We start from the raw sequence: 15855 nt of genomic DNA on the forward strand, positions 1-15855 counted from the left end.
TCCTTCGCGAACGTCGAGTAGAAGTCGGTTGTGGTCATTTTCAGAAGTCCCAACCGTCGTCGTCGGGCGCGTCCTTGACCGGCTCGGGCGCCGCGAACGACTCGCCGACCATGCCCGCGGTGAGCGTGGTGCCGTCGGCCGGATCGATCAGGATGAACGAGCCCGTGCGGCGGGAGTCGGCGTAGGAATCCACCGGAAGCGGTTCCGAGGTGCGGATCTTCACCCGGCCGATGTCATTGGCGACGAGCTGTCCCGGGTGCGGGTGCAGGGACAGGTCGTCGAGCGTGAGACGGGACGGGATGTCCCTGACGATCGCCTTGACCGTGCGGGTGCCGTGCTTGATCAGCACCCGGTGACCGACGGTCAGCGGCTGGTCGGCCACGTGGCACACGGTCGCCTCGACGTCCTGCGTGGTGGCCGGCGCGTCCTTGGTCGGCACGATCAGGTCACCGCGCGAGATGTCGATGTCGTCGTCGAGCAGCACGGTCACCGACTGGGTCGTCCACGCCGCGTCCACCGGCTCGCCGAGCAGGTCGATGCCGGAGATCGTCGAGGTACGGCCGGACGGCAGGACCGTCACCGCTTCGCCCACATGGAACGTGCCGGCCGCGATCTGACCGGCGTATCCCCGGTAGTCCGGGTGCTCGGCGGTCTGCGGACGGATCACGTACTGCACCGGCAGCCGCGCGTGGCAGTGTGCCAGGTCGTGACTGACCGGGACCTTTTCCAGGTGTTCCAGGAAGGTCGGCCCGCCGTACCAGTCCATGTTCGCCGACGGATCGACCACGTTGTCCCCGGCGAGCGCCGAGATCGGGATCGCGGTGACCTCGGGAACGCCGAGCTCGCTCGCGTACGCCGTGAACTCCTCGGCAATCTCCGCGAAGACGGTTTCCCGGTACTCGACGAGGTCCATCTTGTTGACGGCCAGGACGACATGCGGAACACGGAGCAGGGCCGCGATCGCCGCGTGCCTGCGCGTCTGTTCCACCACGCCGTTACGGGCGTCGACCAGGATCACCGTCAGCTCGGCCGTGGAGGCGCCCGTCACCATGTTGCGGGTGTACTGCACATGACCGGGGGTGTCGGCGAGGATGAAGCGGCGTCGGGGCGTGGCGAAGTAACGGTAGGCCACGTCGATGGTGATGCCCTGCTCGCGCTCGGCGCGCAGGCCGTCGGTGAGCAGCGCCAGGTCGGGGGCTTCCTGGCCGCGGCTCGCCGAGGCACGCTCCACGGCCTCCAGCTGATCGGTGAGGATCGACTTGGAGTCGTGCAGCAGCCGGCCCACGAGCGTGGACTTGCCGTCGTCGACGGAACCGGCGGTGGCGAACCGCAGCAGGGTCGTTGCCGAGAGTTCCTCGGAGGTGATCGTGCTCATGCTTAGAAGTACCCCTCGCGCTTGCGGTCTTCCATCGCGGCCTCGGACATCTTGTCGTCGGCGCGGGTGGCGCCCCGCTCGGTGAGCCGGGAGGCGGCGATCTCGGCGATGACGTCGTCGAGCGTGACGGCGTCGGAGTCGACGGCGCCGGTGCAGGACATGTCGCCGACGGTCCGGTAGCGCACGAGGCGCTTCTCGACGGTCTCGCCGTCCTTCGGCCCGCCCCACTCACCGGCGGTCAGCCACATCCCGCCGCGCCGGAAGACCTCCCGGTCGTGCGCGAAGTAGATCTGGGGCAGTTCGATGCCCTCACGGGCGATGTACTGCCAGACGTCGAGCTCGGTCCAGTTGGACAGCGGGAACACCCGGACGTGCTCACCGGGAGCGTGCCGCCCGTTGTAGAGGTTCCACAGCTCCGGGCGCTGACGCCGCGGGTCCCACTGGGAGAACTCGTCGCGCAGGGAGAACACCCGCTCCTTGGCGCGGGCCTTCTCCTCGTCGCGGCGCCCGCCGCCGAAGACGGCGTCGAACTTCTCGGACTGGATCCTCTCCGTCAGCGGCAGCGTCTGGAGCGGGTTACGCGTGCCGTCGGGGCGCTCGCGCAGCGCGCCGCGGTCGATGTAGTCCTGGACGGAGGCCACGTGGAGGCGCAGCCCGTGCGCGGCGACGACCCGGTCGCGGTACGCGAGGACCTCGGGGAAGTTGTGCCCGGTGTCGACATGCAGGAGCGAGAAGGGGACCGGGGCCGGGGCGAACGCCTTCAGCGCCAGGTGCAGCATGACGATGGAGTCCTTGCCGCCGGAGAACAGGATCACCGGGTTCTCGAACTCGCCCGCCACCTCGCGGAAGATGTGCACCGCCTCGGACTCCAGCGAGTCCAGGTGGCTGAGGGCGTACGGACTCGCCGTGCCCTCCTCGGCCTGGGCGACGGTCGTCGTCATGCCAGTCCCCTCTCGGTGAGCAGGGCGTACACCGACGCCGCGGACTCCTGCACGGTCTGGTCCTGGGACTCGATCCGCAGATCCGGCGACTCGGGAGCCTCGTAGGGGTCGTCGACCCCGGTCAGCCCGGTCAGTTCGCCCGCCGCCTGCTTCGCGTACAGACCCTTCACGTCCCGGACCGAGCACACCTCGACCGGGGTCGCCACGTGCACCTCCAGGTAACCGGTTGCGCTCTCCTGATGGCGCTTGCGCACCGCGTCCCGGCTGTCGGCGTAGGGCGCGATCACCGGGACCAGGGCCTTGACACCGTTACGGGCGAGCAGCTCGGCCAGGAAACCGATGCGCTGCACGTTGACGTGCCGGTCCTCGCGGCTGAAACCGAGGCCCGCGGAGATGAACTCGCGGATCTCGTCGCCGTCGAGCACCTCGACGCGGTGGCCCTCCTCACGCAGCCGGCCGGCCAGCTCGTACGCGATGGTGGTCTTGCCGGCGCTCGGCAGACCCGTGAGCCAGACGGTGGCTCCGGTCGTCACGTGATTCTCCCGGTTCGTAGAAGTGGGGGTGGAGGTGGGGATGGGGACGTTCGTGGGGGTCGAGGCCATGGCGTCAGCCGTGCAGTCCGCACTCGGTCTTCGCGCGTCCCGCCCAGCGGCCCGCGCGCGCGTCCTCGCCCGCCAGGACCCGGCGGGTGCACGGGGCGCAGCCGACGGAGGCGTAGCCGTCCATCAGAAGGGGGTTGGCCAGTACGCCGTGCTCGGTGATGTAGGCATCGACGTCGTCCTGCGTCCAGCGGGCGATGGGCGAGATCTTGACCTTCTGCCGCTTCTCGTCCCAGCCGACCACCGGAGTACCCGCCCGGGTCGCGGACTCGTCGCGCCGCAGGCCGGTGGCCCAGGCCCGGTAACCGTTCAGCCCGTCTTCCAAGGGCTGCACCTTGCGCAGCTTGCAGCACAGGTCAGGGTCGCGGTCGTGCAGCTTCGGCCCGTACTCGGCATCCTGCTCGGCGACCGTCCGGCGCGGGGTGAGCGTGATGACGTTGACGTCCATCACCGCCTCGACCGCGTCCCGGGTGCCGATGGTCTCGGGGAAGTGGTAACCGGTGTCGAGGAACACCACGTCCACGCCCTTGCGGACCCGGGAAGCCAGGTGCGCGACCACGGCGTCCTCCATCGAGGACGTCACGCAGAACTGCTCGCCGAAGGTGTCCACCGCCCACTGGAGGATCTCCAGCGCGGAGGCCTCCTCCAGGTCGCGGCCCGCCTGCTCGGCGAGTGCCTTCAACTCCTCGGTCGTACGGCCTTCCTGAAGCGTCGTCATATCCGGTCCCCTCCCGGGTCGGTGTGCTGAACGCCCCGGGCGAGCAGCCCGAGGAACTTCAGCTGGAATGCGCGGTTGCATGCCGCGCATTCCCAGGCGCCATGGCCCTGCTCGCTCGGACGCAGGTCCTCGTCGCCGCAGTAGGGGCAGTAGAAGGGTGCGGCCCGCTCGCTCATGAGAGGGCCTCCTCGCTGGCACGCGTGGCCCAGACGGCGAACCGCTCGCCGTCCTCGCGCTCGTCCTGGAACCGCTTCAGTACGCGTTCCACGTAGTCCGGCAGCTCCTCCGAAGTGACCTTCAGACCGCGGACCTTGCGGCCGAAAGCGGCTTCCAGCCCGAGCGCACCGCCCAGGTGCACCTGGAAGCCCTCGACCTGCTCGCCCCGGTCGTTGAGGACCAGCTGGCCCTTGAGCCCGATGTCCGCGACCTGGATGCGGGCGCAGGCGTTCGGGCAGCCGTTGATGTTGATGGTGATCGGCTCGTCGAACTCCGGGATGCGGCGCTCCAGTTCGTCGATCAGTGCGGAGCCGCGCTGCTTGGTCTCGACGATGGCGAGCTTGCAGTACTCGATGCCGGTGCAGGCCATGGTGCCGCGCCGGAACGCGGAGGGCTTGGCGGTCAGGTCCAGCGCTTCCAGCGCGTCGACCAGCGACCCGACCTGCCCCTCCTCGACGTCGAGGACGATCATCTTCTGCTCGACGGTGGTACGCACCCGGCCCGAGCCGTGCGCCTCGGCGAGCTCCGCGATCTTCGTCAGGGTGGCGCCGTCCACGCGGCCGACGCGCGGGGCGAAACCGACGTAGAAACGGCCGTCCTGCTGACGGTGCACACCGACGTGGTCGCGCCAGCGTTCGACGGGGGCGGCGGGCGCCGGGCCGTCGACGAGTGTGCGCTCGAGGTACTCGTCCTCCAGCACCCGGCGGAACTTCTCCGGGCCCCAGTCGGCGACCAGGAACTTCAGACGGGCGCGGGTGCGCAGGCGCCGGTAGCCGTAGTCGCGGAAGATGCCGATCACGCCCGCCCAGACGTCCGGGACCTCGTCCAGCGGGACCCAGGCGCCGAGCCGGACGCCGATCTTCGGGTTGGTGGAGAGACCACCGCCGACCCACAGGTCGAAGCCGGGCCCGTGCTCGGGGTGCTCGACGCCGACGAACGCGACGTCGTTGATCTCGTGGGCGACGTCCAGGAGCGGCGAGCCGGAGATCGCCGTCTTGAACTTGCGCGGCAGGTTGGAGAACTCCTTGCTGCCGATGAACCGGCGGCTGATCTCCTCGACGGCCGCGCTGCCGTCGATGATCTCGTCCTCGGCGATGCCGGCCACCGGCGAGCCGAGGATGGTCCGGGGCGTGTCGCCGCAGGCCTCGGTGGTGGACAGGCCGACCGCCTCGAGGCGGTTCCAGATCTCGGGCACGTCCTCGATGCGGATCCAGTGGTACTGGACGTTCTGCCGGTCGGTGAGGTCGGCGGTGCCGCGGGCGAACTCCTGCGAGATCTCGCCGATCACCCTCAGCTGCTCGGTGGTGAGCCGGCCACCGTCGATGCGGACCCGCAGCATGAAGTACTTGTCGTCCAGCTCCTCCGGCTCGAGGATCGCCGTCTTGCCGCCGTCGATTCCCGGCTTGCGCTGGGTGTACAGCCCCCACCAGCGCATCCGGCCGCGCAGATCGTTGGGGTCGATCGAGTCGAAACCCCGCTTGGAGTAGATCGTCTCAATGCGTGTCCGCACATTGAGACCGTCGTCGTCCTTCTTGAACTGCTCGTTGCCGTTGAGCGGGGTGTGGTGTCCCGCAGCCCACTGGCCCTCACCGCGGTGACGGCTCACCTTGCGGCGGGAAGTCGCGGCGGCAGGGTTCTGCGGGGTGGCGGCCATGGTTGATACGTCCTTCGGGACAGCGGCGGAAGGTGTCGGCGCAGAGCGCCGTCCGGGAGGGGCGGTGGTCTGGTGACGGGCGGGCGGCTCTGACCTGCGCGTGCGGGCGCATGGAGCACACGTGCGCGACATTGCGCAGGCGGGTGGCTCGAACGGAGACGCCGGCGGTGCTGCGGCTCGTCAGCTCGTCGGACAGATGGCGCTGGACATGCGGCCGAGGTCGACGTGTCGCCGACTCACCAAGGCAATTCCAGTTCCGGACATGGCGAAAGCGTGTCACGGCGATCTGGACACAGTCCAGCTTCGTCCGCGATGCGGACACCCTGGTCCCGAAGTGTGAGACGAGGGTGTCGTCGATCACATGACCTGCGAGGCCTCTTGTCGGCGCAGGTCACAGCCGGTATGAGCGAACGATCAGGCCGGAAGGGCGCCCGGCCAGGGGCCCGGCGCGGACACCTCGGGCTGCTCCTCGACCTTGGTGTCGAACAGCTTGAAACCGCGCCGCTGATAGTTGTCCATCGCGTGCTCGCCGTCCAGGCTGCAGGTGTGCAGCCAGACCCGCTTGGTCTGCGGCAGCCCGGGCCAGCGCTCCGTGAGGTCCCATGCCCGAGCGGCCCCGTACGCCAGCAGGTGCCCGCCGATGCGCCGTCCCCGGAAGGCCGGGATCAGACCGAAGTAAACGATCTCTACGACACCGTCGTCCTGTGGTTCCAGCTCCACGTACCCGGCCGGTGTGCCCCGGTCGTAGGCGACCCAGGTCTCCACCCCCGGACGCGCCAGATGCTCCTGCCACTGCGCGTACGTCCAGCGCAGCCGGTCGATCCAGCGGATGTCCCCGCCGACGGACGCGTACAGGAAGCGGCTGTACTCGGGGGAGGGGACCTCGGAGCGCACGATCCGGACGTCGCCCTCCGGCGCGGCGGCCGGGAGCACGTCGGTCGGGTCGGTCTGCTCCAGGGACCAGGTGGTCACGGGGATGTTGGTCATGCCCGTCAGGGAATCATCTACCCGGTTGTTCTGTCGATCGAGGCCAGCGGCAGTGCGAAGAGCGCTCGTCCCGACTGGGTCCAGACCTCGCCGGTCGACTCCCAGTAGGAAAGGGATGCGGTCTGCGGGCTCCAGCAGCTGTGCGTTTCCTTGGCGCCGCACACGGCCGCCTGCGCCTTGTGCGCCTTGTCGTCGACCTCGCCGGCGTCCTGCCGCCACAGCGCCCCTTGCCTGTCACGCGGGCCGGCGGCGTGGGTCACGTACCACTCCGCCCCGTACGACAGCACGCCCCGTACGCCCGTCACCTTCGTCTCGTACGCCTCCGAGGCCCTTGCCCGGCCGGCGGCGTTCGTGGCGAGCAGTCCCGCGTGGCCGGGGACGGTACTGAAGGGGTAGCGCCACAGGCGGGCGTCACGATCGCCGTCGTCGGGGGTCCACTCCCCGGCGACCAGGCTGTCCGGCGCGGTGCTGCGGTCGAGGGAAACGGTTGCGGGATGCGGGGCGTCGGAGTCCCCGCTCAGTTCGTAGGAACCGATGGCCGGCAGTACGAAGCGGTAACCGTTTGCGGACCAGCCGCCCGGCACCCGCCCGACCGCGTCGCCTGCGACGGTGGCCCGCTGGACCCGGTTCATGTCGTACACATAGAGCGCGGCCCGGTCGCCGTCGTCGGCGGTGACCAGCAGCTTGTCCTGGTACCAGACCATCCCGGAGACATGTGAGACCAGGCCCCGGTAGTCCCGGCCCTCGTCCACCGGGACGGCGAGCAGTGCCCAGGTGTAGGTGAGGTGGCTCAGGTCGCCCGCGTTCACGAAGCCGACCCGGGCCAGACCGCGGTCGGCGGACGTGCCGCCGCTGCGCGACCAGCCGGAGAGGATCACCCGGTTCGAGCCCCAGACGCCGTCGTCGTCCGCGTCCCCCGAGGTGGTGACCGCACCCGGCTGCCAGCCCTCGGTGTCGTCCGTGTTCCAGCAGTAGGCGCGCGTGGCCACGGGGGAGACGGGCAGGGCCCTGCGCTCGGCGGCCGAGCAGTCGATCGCGTCCCGCAACGTGCGGTCGGCCCCGTCCAGCACCGCGCCGACGCCGAACGGCCGGCCCATTCCCGCGGCGAGCCGGTCCAGGGAGGCCTGCGGTACCCGGTGCTCCGTGAGGCGCAGTTCTGCCGTCTCGGCCGAGGCCGTAAGCGGTTTCAGGTCCCCGGGCCCGTCCGTGACCGTTGCCTGGGAGGCGCTGATCATGGTGGCGGCAGCGGTGAGCGCGAGGGCGGTTGCGGAGAGGAACGCGCGTAGTGCCCTGCCTCGTCTGCGCCGGCGGTGTCGGCCGCGTTGCTTCATTTGCCCTCCCGAGGCGGGCCAACTGCGCCTGATGATCCGTACGTTGACCGAGGAGCAGGTGGGGTGACCCGTAGAGGGATGCTACGGCAGTCGGGCGCCGTCGGGGGCGAAGACCCCGCAAATATGCGGAAGATGCCACCGGAAGGACTCCGGTGGCATCGTGCTGCTACGGCGCCGCCGCCCGGTTTCTCACCACTGCGGGCGCGGTCGAGTGCGGAAGCAAAGCCTTCGGGTCCGCCGGTAGGAGCACCTCGACCTCGGCGCCCTCGCAGAAACGATACGGCCGATGTTCCAGGAACCCCCCGAGATACCGCCGCACCCTGGACATCTCGGCCCGCACCGTCACCGTACGGCCCGGGTCGCCGAACATGTCCTCGGCCAGGCCCGCCGCGCTGCGGCCACCGCGGTCGGCCGCCAGCAGGTAGAGCAATTCGGCATGCCGGGGACTGAGTTCGTGGGACCACGACCCCGCCCCGCCCGACACCGTCACCGACCAGCGCCGCGGGCGGGTCAGATCCAGCACGATCCGGGTCGTTCCGCTCGGCGGCGGCTCGGTGGCCTCGTCCACCGACCGCACCAGCCAGCCACCGGCCAGCGGCTCGATCGAGCACAGCCCGAGCGCCGGGAGCCGGCGACGGCCCGGCGACGGCGACTTGGGCAGCGCGATGCGGCTCGCGTACGGCATCCCGGTCACCGCGGCCGTCCACCCGTCCCCGTCCACGGCGGCCGCCCGGCCGCCCAGCCGCGCCAGCACGGGCGCCGCCACCGCGCGCAACCGCTCCAGCGAACGCAGGTGTCTCTCCCGCAGCCTCGACTCGGCGAGTTTCGCCACCGAGTCGACCCAGGCGAGCGTGGCCGGATGCATCGTCTCCAGCGGTCCGCTGACATCGACCACACCCAGCAGCCGGCCGTTGCGCGGGTCGGTGATGGGGGCGCCCGCGCAGGTCCAGGCAGCGTGCGAGCGCACGAAATGCTCGGCGGCGAACACCTGTACGGGGCGGCGTACCACCGCCGGAGTGCCGACGCCGTTGGTGCCGACCACGGCCTCGCCCCAGTCCGCGCCCAGCTGGAAGCCGAGCCCGTCGGCCTTGCGCAGCACGGGTCCGCAGCCCTCGCGCCACAGCACCCGGCCCTCCTCGTCGGCGACGACCATGATGTGGTGGGCGACGTCGGCGACCGACAGCAGGCCCTCGCGCAGCACCGGAAGGACCTCCCGCAGCGGCGACTCCTCCCGCCGTCGCCGCACCTCGTCGGCGCTGAGCAGCCCTGCTCTGAAATCGTGTTCCGGGTCGACACCACTGCGCAGCATCCGATCCCAGGACTGCTCGATCACGGGGCGCGGGGCGACGCGAGCCTGCTGACCGGACAGCCGGGCGTCGCGCATCTCGTTGAGCACCCGCGCCGCCCGCGCGGCGTCGACGGCCGCGAGCTGCGGCACGTTCATCGGTGGCATCACCACTGGGCCTCCCGGGAGCACACAGTCCGACAACCGGATGTCAAGTTTCTGCGCCGACTGTTTCCGGTCTTGCTGAAGGCCCCCATCTTGCCGCCCTCGGGTGACGGAGGGGCACAGTCCGGTCACAACCACCGACAAGTTGCAACCCCCTGCAACCCTGGTGAACGTCCACAGGGTGTTTGAAACTTGAGCCACGCCGTCCCGAGCGGCGATTCTGGCCTCGCAGGGCCATTGCGGCGGGGGTGGTGCCGTGTCGGCGCAGCACCACCCCCGCTTCCTGTCCGACCAGGTCGGCGCGGTCAGCCGCGGGGTTGGGCCCGCTCGACGATCGACGCCAGGTCCAGGCTGTGGGGCAGGGTCCCGAAGGCCGCGCCCCCGTCCCCGCCCAACCGCGACGCGCAGAACGCGTCGGCGACCTCCGGCGGCGCGAATCGCACGAGCAGTGCACCCTGAAGCACCAGAGCGAACCGCTCGGCCAGCCGGCGTGCCCGCCCCTCGACGCCGTCCAGATCGGCCAGTTCCGTCAGCAGGCTCTTGATCGCCTTGTCCAGCCGGTGATCGGCCCCACGCGCCTGACCCACCTCCTGGAGATAGGCGTTCAGCGCCTGCGGCTCCCGCTGCAGCGCGCGCAGCACGTCCAGCGCCTGGACGTTGCCCGCGCCCTCCCAGACGGAGTTCAACGGCGACTCGCGCACCAGCCGGGGCATCCCCGACTCCTCGACGTAACCGTTTCCACCCAGGCATTCCGACGCCTCCACCGCCACCGGCGCACAGCGCTTGGTCACCCAGTACTTGGCCGCCGGAACCGCGATCCTCAGCAGGGCCCGCTCCTGCTCCCCACCGTCGTCGTAGGCCGCCGCGAGCCGCAGCGCGAGCGCGGTCGCCGCCTCCGACTCCAGCGCGAGGTCGGCCAGAACGTTGCGCATCAGCGGCTTGTCGACGAGCTTCCCGCCGAACGCCGCACGATGGCTGCAGTGATGGACCGCCTGCGCCACCGCCTGCCGCATCAGCCCGGCCGAACCCAGTACGCAGTCGAGCCGGGTCGCCGCCACCATGTCGATGATGGTGCGCACCCCGCGCCCCTCCTCACCGACCCGACGGGCCCACGTCCCGTCGAACTCGACCTCCGCGGACGCGTTGGACCTGTTTCCCAGCTTGTCCTTGAGCCGCTGGAGACGGAAAACGTTACGGGTACCGTCTTCCAGCACGCGCGGCACCAGGAAACAGGTGAGTCCGCCTTCGCCCTGGACGGGAGCCGCCTGCGCGAGCACCAGGAAACCGTCGGACATGGGCGCCGAGCAGAACCACTTGTGACCCGTCAGTTCGTAGGTCCCGTCCTCGGCGAGCGGCGTGGCGACCGTCGCGTTCGCCCGCACATCGCTGCCGCCCTGTTTCTCCGTCATCGCCATGCCGAACAGCGCCCCGGACTTCTGACCGGCCGGCCGCAGCTCTCGGTCGTAGATCGTCGACGTCAGCCGGGGCACCCACTCGGCGGCCAGCTCCGGATCGGCGCGCAGCGCGGGCACCGCCGCGTGGGTCATCGACAGCGGACAACCGTTTCCCGCCTCCACCTGCGTCCACACCAGGAAACCCGCCGCCCGACGCACATGGCCGCCCGGCCGCACCCAGGCATCCGTGAGATGCGCCCCGACCCCCTTGCCGAGCAGCCGGTGCCACGCCGGGTGGAAGTCGACCTCGTCGATGCGGTGGCCGTAACGGTCGTGCGTACACAGTTTCGGTGGGTTTTCGTTGGCCTGCACCGCCCACTCCTGCAGCTGGGCCGACCCGGCCGCCCGGCCGAGCGCCGACAACTCGCTGTGGGTCTCGTCGAGCAGTTCCGGATCGAGATGCCGTTCCACGGCCGCCACCAGCGCCTGATCGGCGCCGTACACGTCGTACCCGGTCAGGGGCGGGGGCTGGTTGGTCACGGTGTGCGTGGTGCCTGCCATAGCCCGAACCTACCCCCGGGTACGACGGTCATGGCCATCCGGGAACCAGCGTGCCGCTCCCCGACCCGGTGAAGCGGCCTTGCCGGAGGTGAGTGCAGCCCCGAACGGCGGATACCTTTAGGTCGTGCAGCCAGGAAGTCAGTCACCCGAGCAACCCGGAAGCCCCGCCGGGCGTCTCCACCGGGCGCGTGCCCTTTACCGGAACGTTTCCAAGCGGCGGACAGCCTGGCTGCTCTTGAAGGACACCGTCAACTCCTGCATCGAGTACCGCATCCTCGGACTCGCCGCCGAAGCCGCTTTCTTCACGTTGCTGTCCGTGCCGCCGCTGCTGCTCAGTCTCATCGGCCTGCTCGGCTACGTCGACGACTGGACCGGCACCGACACGATCACCAGCCTCGAGGCCAACCTTCTCGACGCCTCCCGCACGGTCCTCTCGGACAAGGGCGTCCGGCAGATCGCCCAGCCGATCCTCGACGACGTGATGAAGGGCGGCCGCCCCGACGTCATCTCCATCGGCTTCCTGTTCGCGCTCTGGTCGGGCTCGCGCGCGGTGAACGTCTTCATCGACACCATCACCGTGATGTACGGCCTGGACGGAGTGCGCGGGATCGTCAAGACGCGGCTGGTGGCCTTCCTGCTGTTCGTCGGAGCCCTGCTGATCGGCTCGGTCGCACTGCCGCTGATGGTCGCCGGACCGGACGCGGTGGTGAGGATCGTCCCCTGGTCGACCACTGTGGTGCAGGTCCTGTACTGGCCGGTCGTGATCGTCCTTTCCGTCGCGTTTCTGACCACGCTCTACCACGTCTCCGTACCCGTGCGCTCGCCGTGGATCGAGGACGTCCCCGGCGCGCTCGTCGCCCTCGCCATGTGGGTGCTCGGCAGTTTCCTGCTGCGCATCTACCTGACGAGCACGATCGAGGGCGCCACCATCTACGGTTCCCTCGCCGCCGCCGTCGCCGTAATGCTGTGGATCGGCGTGTCCGCGTTCGCCGTACTGGTCGGCGCCGCCGTCAACGCCGCGATCGACCGGGTCTGGCCGGCCGCCGCGACGGCAGCGGCCCGCGCCGCCAATGAACGGCTTCGCGAGGAGGAGGCGGCGGAGTACGTCGCCCGTATGGCGGCGATCCGCTCCCACGAGGACGACGACCCCGACGATCCCGACATGCCGTCCGAGTTTCCCGAGAGGTGGTCCCGCTTCCTCCCGCCGGAGGACGTGACGGGACGTTTCCGGACGCATGCGAAGAGTTTTCCGAAGGTGCACGGAGGAAACGGCGGGAACACGGAACAGCGGCCTCCGGAGAAGTGAGCCCCTGGGAAGTCGGCCGGGGGCTTGGCATCAGGCCGGGGCTGACCGGCGAGTTCGGGGCGCCCGCCTGTCCGCCCTGCTCACGGCCTGTCTAGGTTGACGGCATGAACCCCTTGCGCTGCACATAGCCGATCTGTTGGCGAAGACACCGAAGATCAAGGTCATCAAGGAGCTGCGCTCGTTGACCGGCTTCTCCCTTGAGACTGCCAAGGGATTCTGCGACGCCGTGGAGGGCCGACGTTTCCTCCAGGAGCAGGTCCCACCCGAGTACGGAGGCGGCAGCCTCATCTCACGGATCCGGCTGCTGCAGTCCGACGAGGACCCCTTCGAGGCCGTCAGGCTGGTGCAGGACGAGACCGGCATGACCACGGCCGAGGCCCGCCGATTCCTCGCTTTCCTCGACACCCCTGCCGACTGAGCATCCCCCGGCCCGGACCTGCAACCACCGAATCCGACCGACCGTGGCCAGTCGGGATCGACGATCCACCTCGTCACGGACCGAAACGGTCTGCCGCCATCGCTGGGAATCTCCGGCGCCGGCATGCACGACAGCCCTGGTCCGGAGCCGCTCGTGCGCGGGATCCCGCCCGTCCGCTCCCGCCGCGGACCCCGCCGCCGACGCCCTGCCAGGCTCCACGCCGGCAAGGACTACGACGACGACCACCGGAGCAACGGCTTCCCCAGAGGGGTATCCGCCACCGCGTCGCCCGCAAGGGAGTCGAGCCATGCGAGCGGCTCGGCCGTCATCGCCGGGTGGTCGAGAGGACCGTGCCCTGGCCGGCCGGCTGCCGACGTCCGCACCGCCGCTGTGAACGCCGAGCCCAGCATTTCCTCGCTTTCGTTGCCGTCGCCCGCAGCCTTCATCGGGTATCGCCGTCTCAGCAGGTGAGCCCGGCCGACGGCGCAGATGCCGGCTACACCCGCGTTGTCAGCGGCAGCCCACCGGGTGCGCCCACAATCAGTCCGAATCGAAGAGCTGCTTCGCTCACACGAAACCTTCCTCGAAGATCTCTTCACCGCGCTGCTCGACCAGCTGGGCTTCCCCGGGCCGCTCAGCCTCACCTGAACCATGAGAAACGAGTTTCTAAGCCTTCCAGGCACCGGCCTGCGCCGACTCCTCGGCGAACTGGGTGAAGTCGCGCGGCGCGCGGCCGAGCACCTCTCGAACACCGTCGGAGAGGTGGGCGTTACGTCCGTCCAGCAGCGACTCGAACAGCTCCACCAGAAAAGCGACTTCCTCGGGCGGTACCCCGAACCCGGCCAACTGCTCGCCGTACTGACGCGCGGGCACGGGCGTGTAGGTCAGTGCGCGACCGGCTGCTCGCCCGATCGCCGCAACCGCTTCCCGAAACGTCAGCAGCTGCGACCCGGACACCTCCAGCACCCTGCCCACGTACCGGTCACCCTCGGTAAGCGATTTCACCACCACATCGGCGACATCGCGCAGGTCGACGAACGGTTCCCGCACCTCCCCGCCCGGGAACACCAACTCCCCACTCCGCCGCAACTCTTCGACCAGCGGCCCCTCACTGAAGTTCTGCGCGAACCACGCGGCCCGTACGATCGTCCAGTCCGCGCCCGACGACCGCAGCGCCTCCTCGGTCGGCAGCGCCCGCTCCTCACCGCGCGACGACAGCAGCACCAGCCGCCGCACCCCGAGGGCGACCGCCTCCCGGGCCAGCCGCCCCACCGCGTCGGCCGCGTCCGGCGCACCCACATCCGAGGGGTACACCAGGTACGCCGCGTCAGCGCCGCGCAGCGCGGACGCCCACGTCGAGCCGTCGTGCCAGTCGAAGCCCTGGGCCCGCGAGGCCGCCCGCACCGCAAGCCCGGCCGTCTCGGCCGCTAGCGCCACCCGGCTGCCCGTACGACCGGACGCGCCGGTCACCACCACCGTCATCCGCTGTGCCGTGTTCTGTGTCATGCGTTCAGTCAACTGCCGTACAGCGCAAGGTCCCATCGCTGAACGGCTCATTCCCATAAGCGCGCGTCTACGCTGGCCGCATGGACGCTCCCCCACGCTCGAACATGCTCACCCGGGGGGACCCCCTTGCAGGCCTGCTGGAGGGTCCACGCGCGCGTGGCGCCCTCATGATCCGCGCGTGCTTCGACCCACCGTGGGCCGTACGGGTCGAGGACCGCGCCCCGCTGACGGTGATGCTCATGGTGCGCGGCGAGGGCTGGGTCGTGCCGGACGAGGGCGAGGGCGTTCGGCTGCGGGCCGGGGACCTGGCCATCGCCCGTGGCCCCGCCCCGTACACCTGCGCCGATGTTCCCGGCACACCTCCGCAGGCGCTGATCCTCCCCGCTGGACAGTGCGCGTACCCCGACGGGCGCCTCCTGAACGGCTCCATGGACCTGGGCGTGCGCACCTGGGGCGACCGGCTGGACGGGTCCACGGTCGTCCTGATCGGCACGTACCTGATGCACGGCGAGATCAGCGGTCGGCTGCTCGACGCGCTGCCCCCACTGCTGTCCCTCACCGCCGACGTCTGGCGGTGCCCGCTCACCCCGCTGCTCATGGAGGAGATCGTCCGCGACGAACCAGGTCAGGAGGTCGTCCTGGACCGCATGCTGGACCTCCTGGTCATCGCCGCGCTCCGGGCCTGGTTCTCCCGCCCGGAGGCGGCTGCCCCGGCCTGGTACCAGGCGCTGGCCGACCCGGTCGTGGGGCGCGTCCTACGGCTGGTCCAGGACGATCCGGCACACTCCTGGACCGTCGCGTCCCTCGCCGCGAAGGCGGGTGTCTCCCGGGCGGCCATGGCCCGCCGGTTCAGCGACCTCGTGGGCGAACCCCCGATGACCTATCTCACCGGTTGGCGCCTCGCTCTCGCCGCTGACCGACTGCGCGACACCGAGGAAACCATCGGCGCGATAGCCCGGCAGGTCGGTTACGGAAGCGCTTTCGCCCTTTCCAGCGCCTTCAAACGGCTGTACGGCGTCAGCCCGCAGGAACACCGCTCGCGAGCCACGTAGGAAGGCCCCGGGGGAGGACAACGTGTTTCCCGGTCGGCGTCTCGGTTTCGTCAGTAGTACGCGCTGACCCTGTGATGACGACGGGCTCGGCAGGCGGCGTTCGGGGCCCTGGAAGCGTTTGGAAGCGCTTGGAAGTCAGCGGTATGCGGTTTCTGCTCGCCGTGGCACCGAGCGGCGCTGCGGGGGCGGGGTCCGTCTCGGCCGCCGGGGCGGACCGCCGCAAAGCAGGAGAATGCGGCTTCCGGCCGCAGTAATGGACACTGCGACATCGCTCGGCGCGGCCCCCGGTCGCGCAGCCGGGAAGAACCACTGGTGGAGGCGGGGCCAGGAAGCGGTATGGGCTGCTT

At 70.2% G+C, this 15855-nt stretch carries 15 protein-coding genes and 1 pseudogene; 4 read left to right on the plus strand and 12 right to left on the minus strand.

The features are described 5' to 3' along the window. Positions 1–40: 40 nt before the first annotated feature. The 11 genes from QF030_RS31665 to QF030_RS31710 form a co-directional block, all read right to left on the minus strand. The gene (locus QF030_RS31665) at positions 41–1375 is read right to left on the minus strand and encodes a sulfate adenylyltransferase subunit 1 (protein WP_307165985.1); all 1335 of its coding nucleotides are present in this window, start codon (positions 1373–1375) and stop codon (positions 41–43) included. Positions 1376–1377: 2 nt separating this feature from the next. Next, complete coding sequence (gene cysD, locus QF030_RS31670; protein ID WP_307165986.1) at positions 1378–2316, minus strand: sulfate adenylyltransferase subunit CysD; 939 nt, start codon at positions 2314–2316, stop codon at positions 1378–1380. Continuing rightward, positions 2313–2918: an adenylyl-sulfate kinase gene (cysC, locus tag QF030_RS31675; protein ID WP_307165987.1), complete on the minus strand. Its 606-nt coding sequence runs from the start codon at positions 2916–2918 to the stop codon at positions 2313–2315. The genes cysD and cysC overlap by 4 nt, the downstream gene beginning before the upstream one ends. 4 nt (positions 2919–2922) lie before the next feature. Then, positions 2923–3633: a phosphoadenylyl-sulfate reductase gene (locus QF030_RS31680; RefSeq protein WP_307165988.1), complete on the minus strand. Its 711-nt coding sequence runs from the start codon at positions 3631–3633 to the stop codon at positions 2923–2925. Further along, complete coding sequence (locus tag QF030_RS31685; RefSeq protein WP_307165989.1) at positions 3630–3809, minus strand: hypothetical protein; 180 nt, start codon at positions 3807–3809, stop codon at positions 3630–3632. The genes QF030_RS31680 and QF030_RS31685 overlap by 4 nt, the downstream gene beginning before the upstream one ends. Beyond that, complete coding sequence (locus QF030_RS31690; RefSeq protein ID WP_307165990.1) at positions 3806–5503, minus strand: nitrite/sulfite reductase; 1698 nt, start codon at positions 5501–5503, stop codon at positions 3806–3808. Before QF030_RS31690 ends, QF030_RS31685 begins: the two co-directional genes overlap by 4 nt. Before the next feature lie 180 nt (positions 5504–5683). Continuing rightward, a complete protein-coding gene (locus QF030_RS40660; RefSeq protein ID WP_373428927.1) occupies positions 5684–5767 on the minus strand; it encodes a putative leader peptide in 84 nt (27 codons plus the stop codon). Between the two features lie 150 nt (positions 5768–5917). Next, positions 5918–6490, minus strand: coding sequence for a GNAT family N-acetyltransferase (locus QF030_RS31695; RefSeq protein WP_307165991.1), 573 nt, complete (start codon positions 6488–6490; stop codon positions 5918–5920). Between the two features lie 17 nt (positions 6491–6507). Then, complete coding sequence (locus tag QF030_RS31700) at positions 6508–7821, minus strand: hypothetical protein (protein WP_307165992.1); 1314 nt, start codon at positions 7819–7821, stop codon at positions 6508–6510. Positions 7822–7987: 166 nt separating this feature from the next. Then, the gene (locus QF030_RS31705; RefSeq protein ID WP_307165993.1) at positions 7988–9265 is read right to left on the minus strand and encodes a GAF domain-containing protein; all 1278 of its coding nucleotides are present in this window, start codon (positions 9263–9265) and stop codon (positions 7988–7990) included. A gap of 311 nt (positions 9266–9576) precedes the next feature. Continuing rightward, positions 9577–11226: an acyl-CoA dehydrogenase family protein gene (locus QF030_RS31710; protein ID WP_307165994.1), complete on the minus strand. Its 1650-nt coding sequence runs from the start codon at positions 11224–11226 to the stop codon at positions 9577–9579. A gap of 124 nt (positions 11227–11350) precedes the next feature. Between QF030_RS31710 and QF030_RS31715 the strand changes: the two genes are divergently transcribed. The 3 genes and pseudogenes from QF030_RS31715 to QF030_RS31725 all read left to right on the plus strand — a co-directional run. After that, positions 11351–12532 carry a YihY/virulence factor BrkB family protein gene (locus QF030_RS31715; RefSeq protein ID WP_307165995.1) on the plus strand — a complete coding sequence of 394 codons (1182 nt, stop codon included), beginning with the start codon at positions 11351–11353 and terminating at the stop codon, positions 12530–12532. A 136-nt stretch (positions 12533–12668) separates the two neighbouring features. Next, positions 12669–12950, plus strand: coding sequence for a hypothetical protein (locus QF030_RS31720; protein ID WP_307165996.1), 282 nt, complete (start codon positions 12669–12671; stop codon positions 12948–12950). Between the two features lie 18 nt (positions 12951–12968). Then, positions 12969–13393 (plus strand): annotated as a pseudogene (locus QF030_RS31725) (IS5/IS1182 family transposase); the annotation flags it as partial. A gap of 223 nt (positions 13394–13616) precedes the next feature. Here the strand turns inward: QF030_RS31725 and QF030_RS31730 are convergent. Beyond that, complete coding sequence (locus QF030_RS31730) at positions 13617–14456, minus strand: SDR family oxidoreductase (protein WP_307165997.1); 840 nt, start codon at positions 14454–14456, stop codon at positions 13617–13619. Between the two features lie 104 nt (positions 14457–14560). On the opposite strand from QF030_RS31730, the gene QF030_RS31735 reads away from it, so the two are divergent. Beyond that, positions 14561–15508, plus strand: a complete 948-nt coding sequence (locus QF030_RS31735; protein WP_444875802.1) for an AraC family transcriptional regulator — start codon at positions 14561–14563, stop codon at positions 15506–15508. Positions 15509–15855 lie beyond the last annotated feature (347 nt).

The organism is Streptomyces rishiriensis (assembly GCF_030815485.1).
Classification (GTDB): domain Bacteria; phylum Actinomycetota; class Actinomycetes; order Streptomycetales; family Streptomycetaceae; genus Streptomyces; species Streptomyces rishiriensis_A.

Excerpts from the sequence above, each read along its gene's own strand:
- QF030_RS31665 (WP_307165985.1), bottom strand. The coding sequence starts at position 1,375 with ATGAGCACGATCACCTCCGAGGAACTCTCGGCAACGACCCTGCTGCGG.
- cysD (WP_307165986.1), bottom strand. The coding sequence starts at position 2,316 with ATGACGACGACCGTCGCCCAGGCCGAGGAGGGCACGGCGAGTCCGTAC.
- cysC (WP_307165987.1), bottom strand. The coding sequence starts at position 2,918 with ATGGCCTCGACCCCCACGAACGTCCCCATCCCCACCTCCACCCCCACT.
- QF030_RS31680 (WP_307165988.1), bottom strand. The coding sequence starts at position 3,633 with ATGACGACGCTTCAGGAAGGCCGTACGACCGAGGAGTTGAAGGCACTC.
- QF030_RS31685 (WP_307165989.1), bottom strand. The coding sequence starts at position 3,809 with ATGAGCGAGCGGGCCGCACCCTTCTACTGCCCCTACTGCGGCGACGAG.
- QF030_RS31690 (WP_307165990.1), bottom strand. The coding sequence starts at position 5,503 with ATGGCCGCCACCCCGCAGAACCCTGCCGCCGCGACTTCCCGCCGCAAG.
- QF030_RS40660 (WP_373428927.1), bottom strand. The coding sequence starts at position 5,767 with ATGTCCGGAACTGGAATTGCCTTGGTGAGTCGGCGACACGTCGACCTC.
- QF030_RS31695 (WP_307165991.1), bottom strand. The coding sequence starts at position 6,490 with ATGACCAACATCCCCGTGACCACCTGGTCCCTGGAGCAGACCGACCCG.
- QF030_RS31700 (WP_307165992.1), bottom strand. The coding sequence starts at position 7,821 with ATGAAGCAACGCGGCCGACACCGCCGGCGCAGACGAGGCAGGGCACTA.
- QF030_RS31705 (WP_307165993.1), bottom strand. The coding sequence starts at position 9,265 with ATGAACGTGCCGCAGCTCGCGGCCGTCGACGCCGCGCGGGCGGCGCGG.
- QF030_RS31710 (WP_307165994.1), bottom strand. The coding sequence starts at position 11,226 with ATGGCAGGCACCACGCACACCGTGACCAACCAGCCCCCGCCCCTGACC.
- QF030_RS31730 (WP_307165997.1), bottom strand. The coding sequence starts at position 14,456 with ATGACACAGAACACGGCACAGCGGATGACGGTGGTGGTGACCGGCGCG.
- QF030_RS31735 (WP_444875802.1), top strand. The coding sequence starts at position 14,561 with ATGCTCACCCGGGGGGACCCCCTTGCAGGCCTGCTGGAGGGTCCACGC.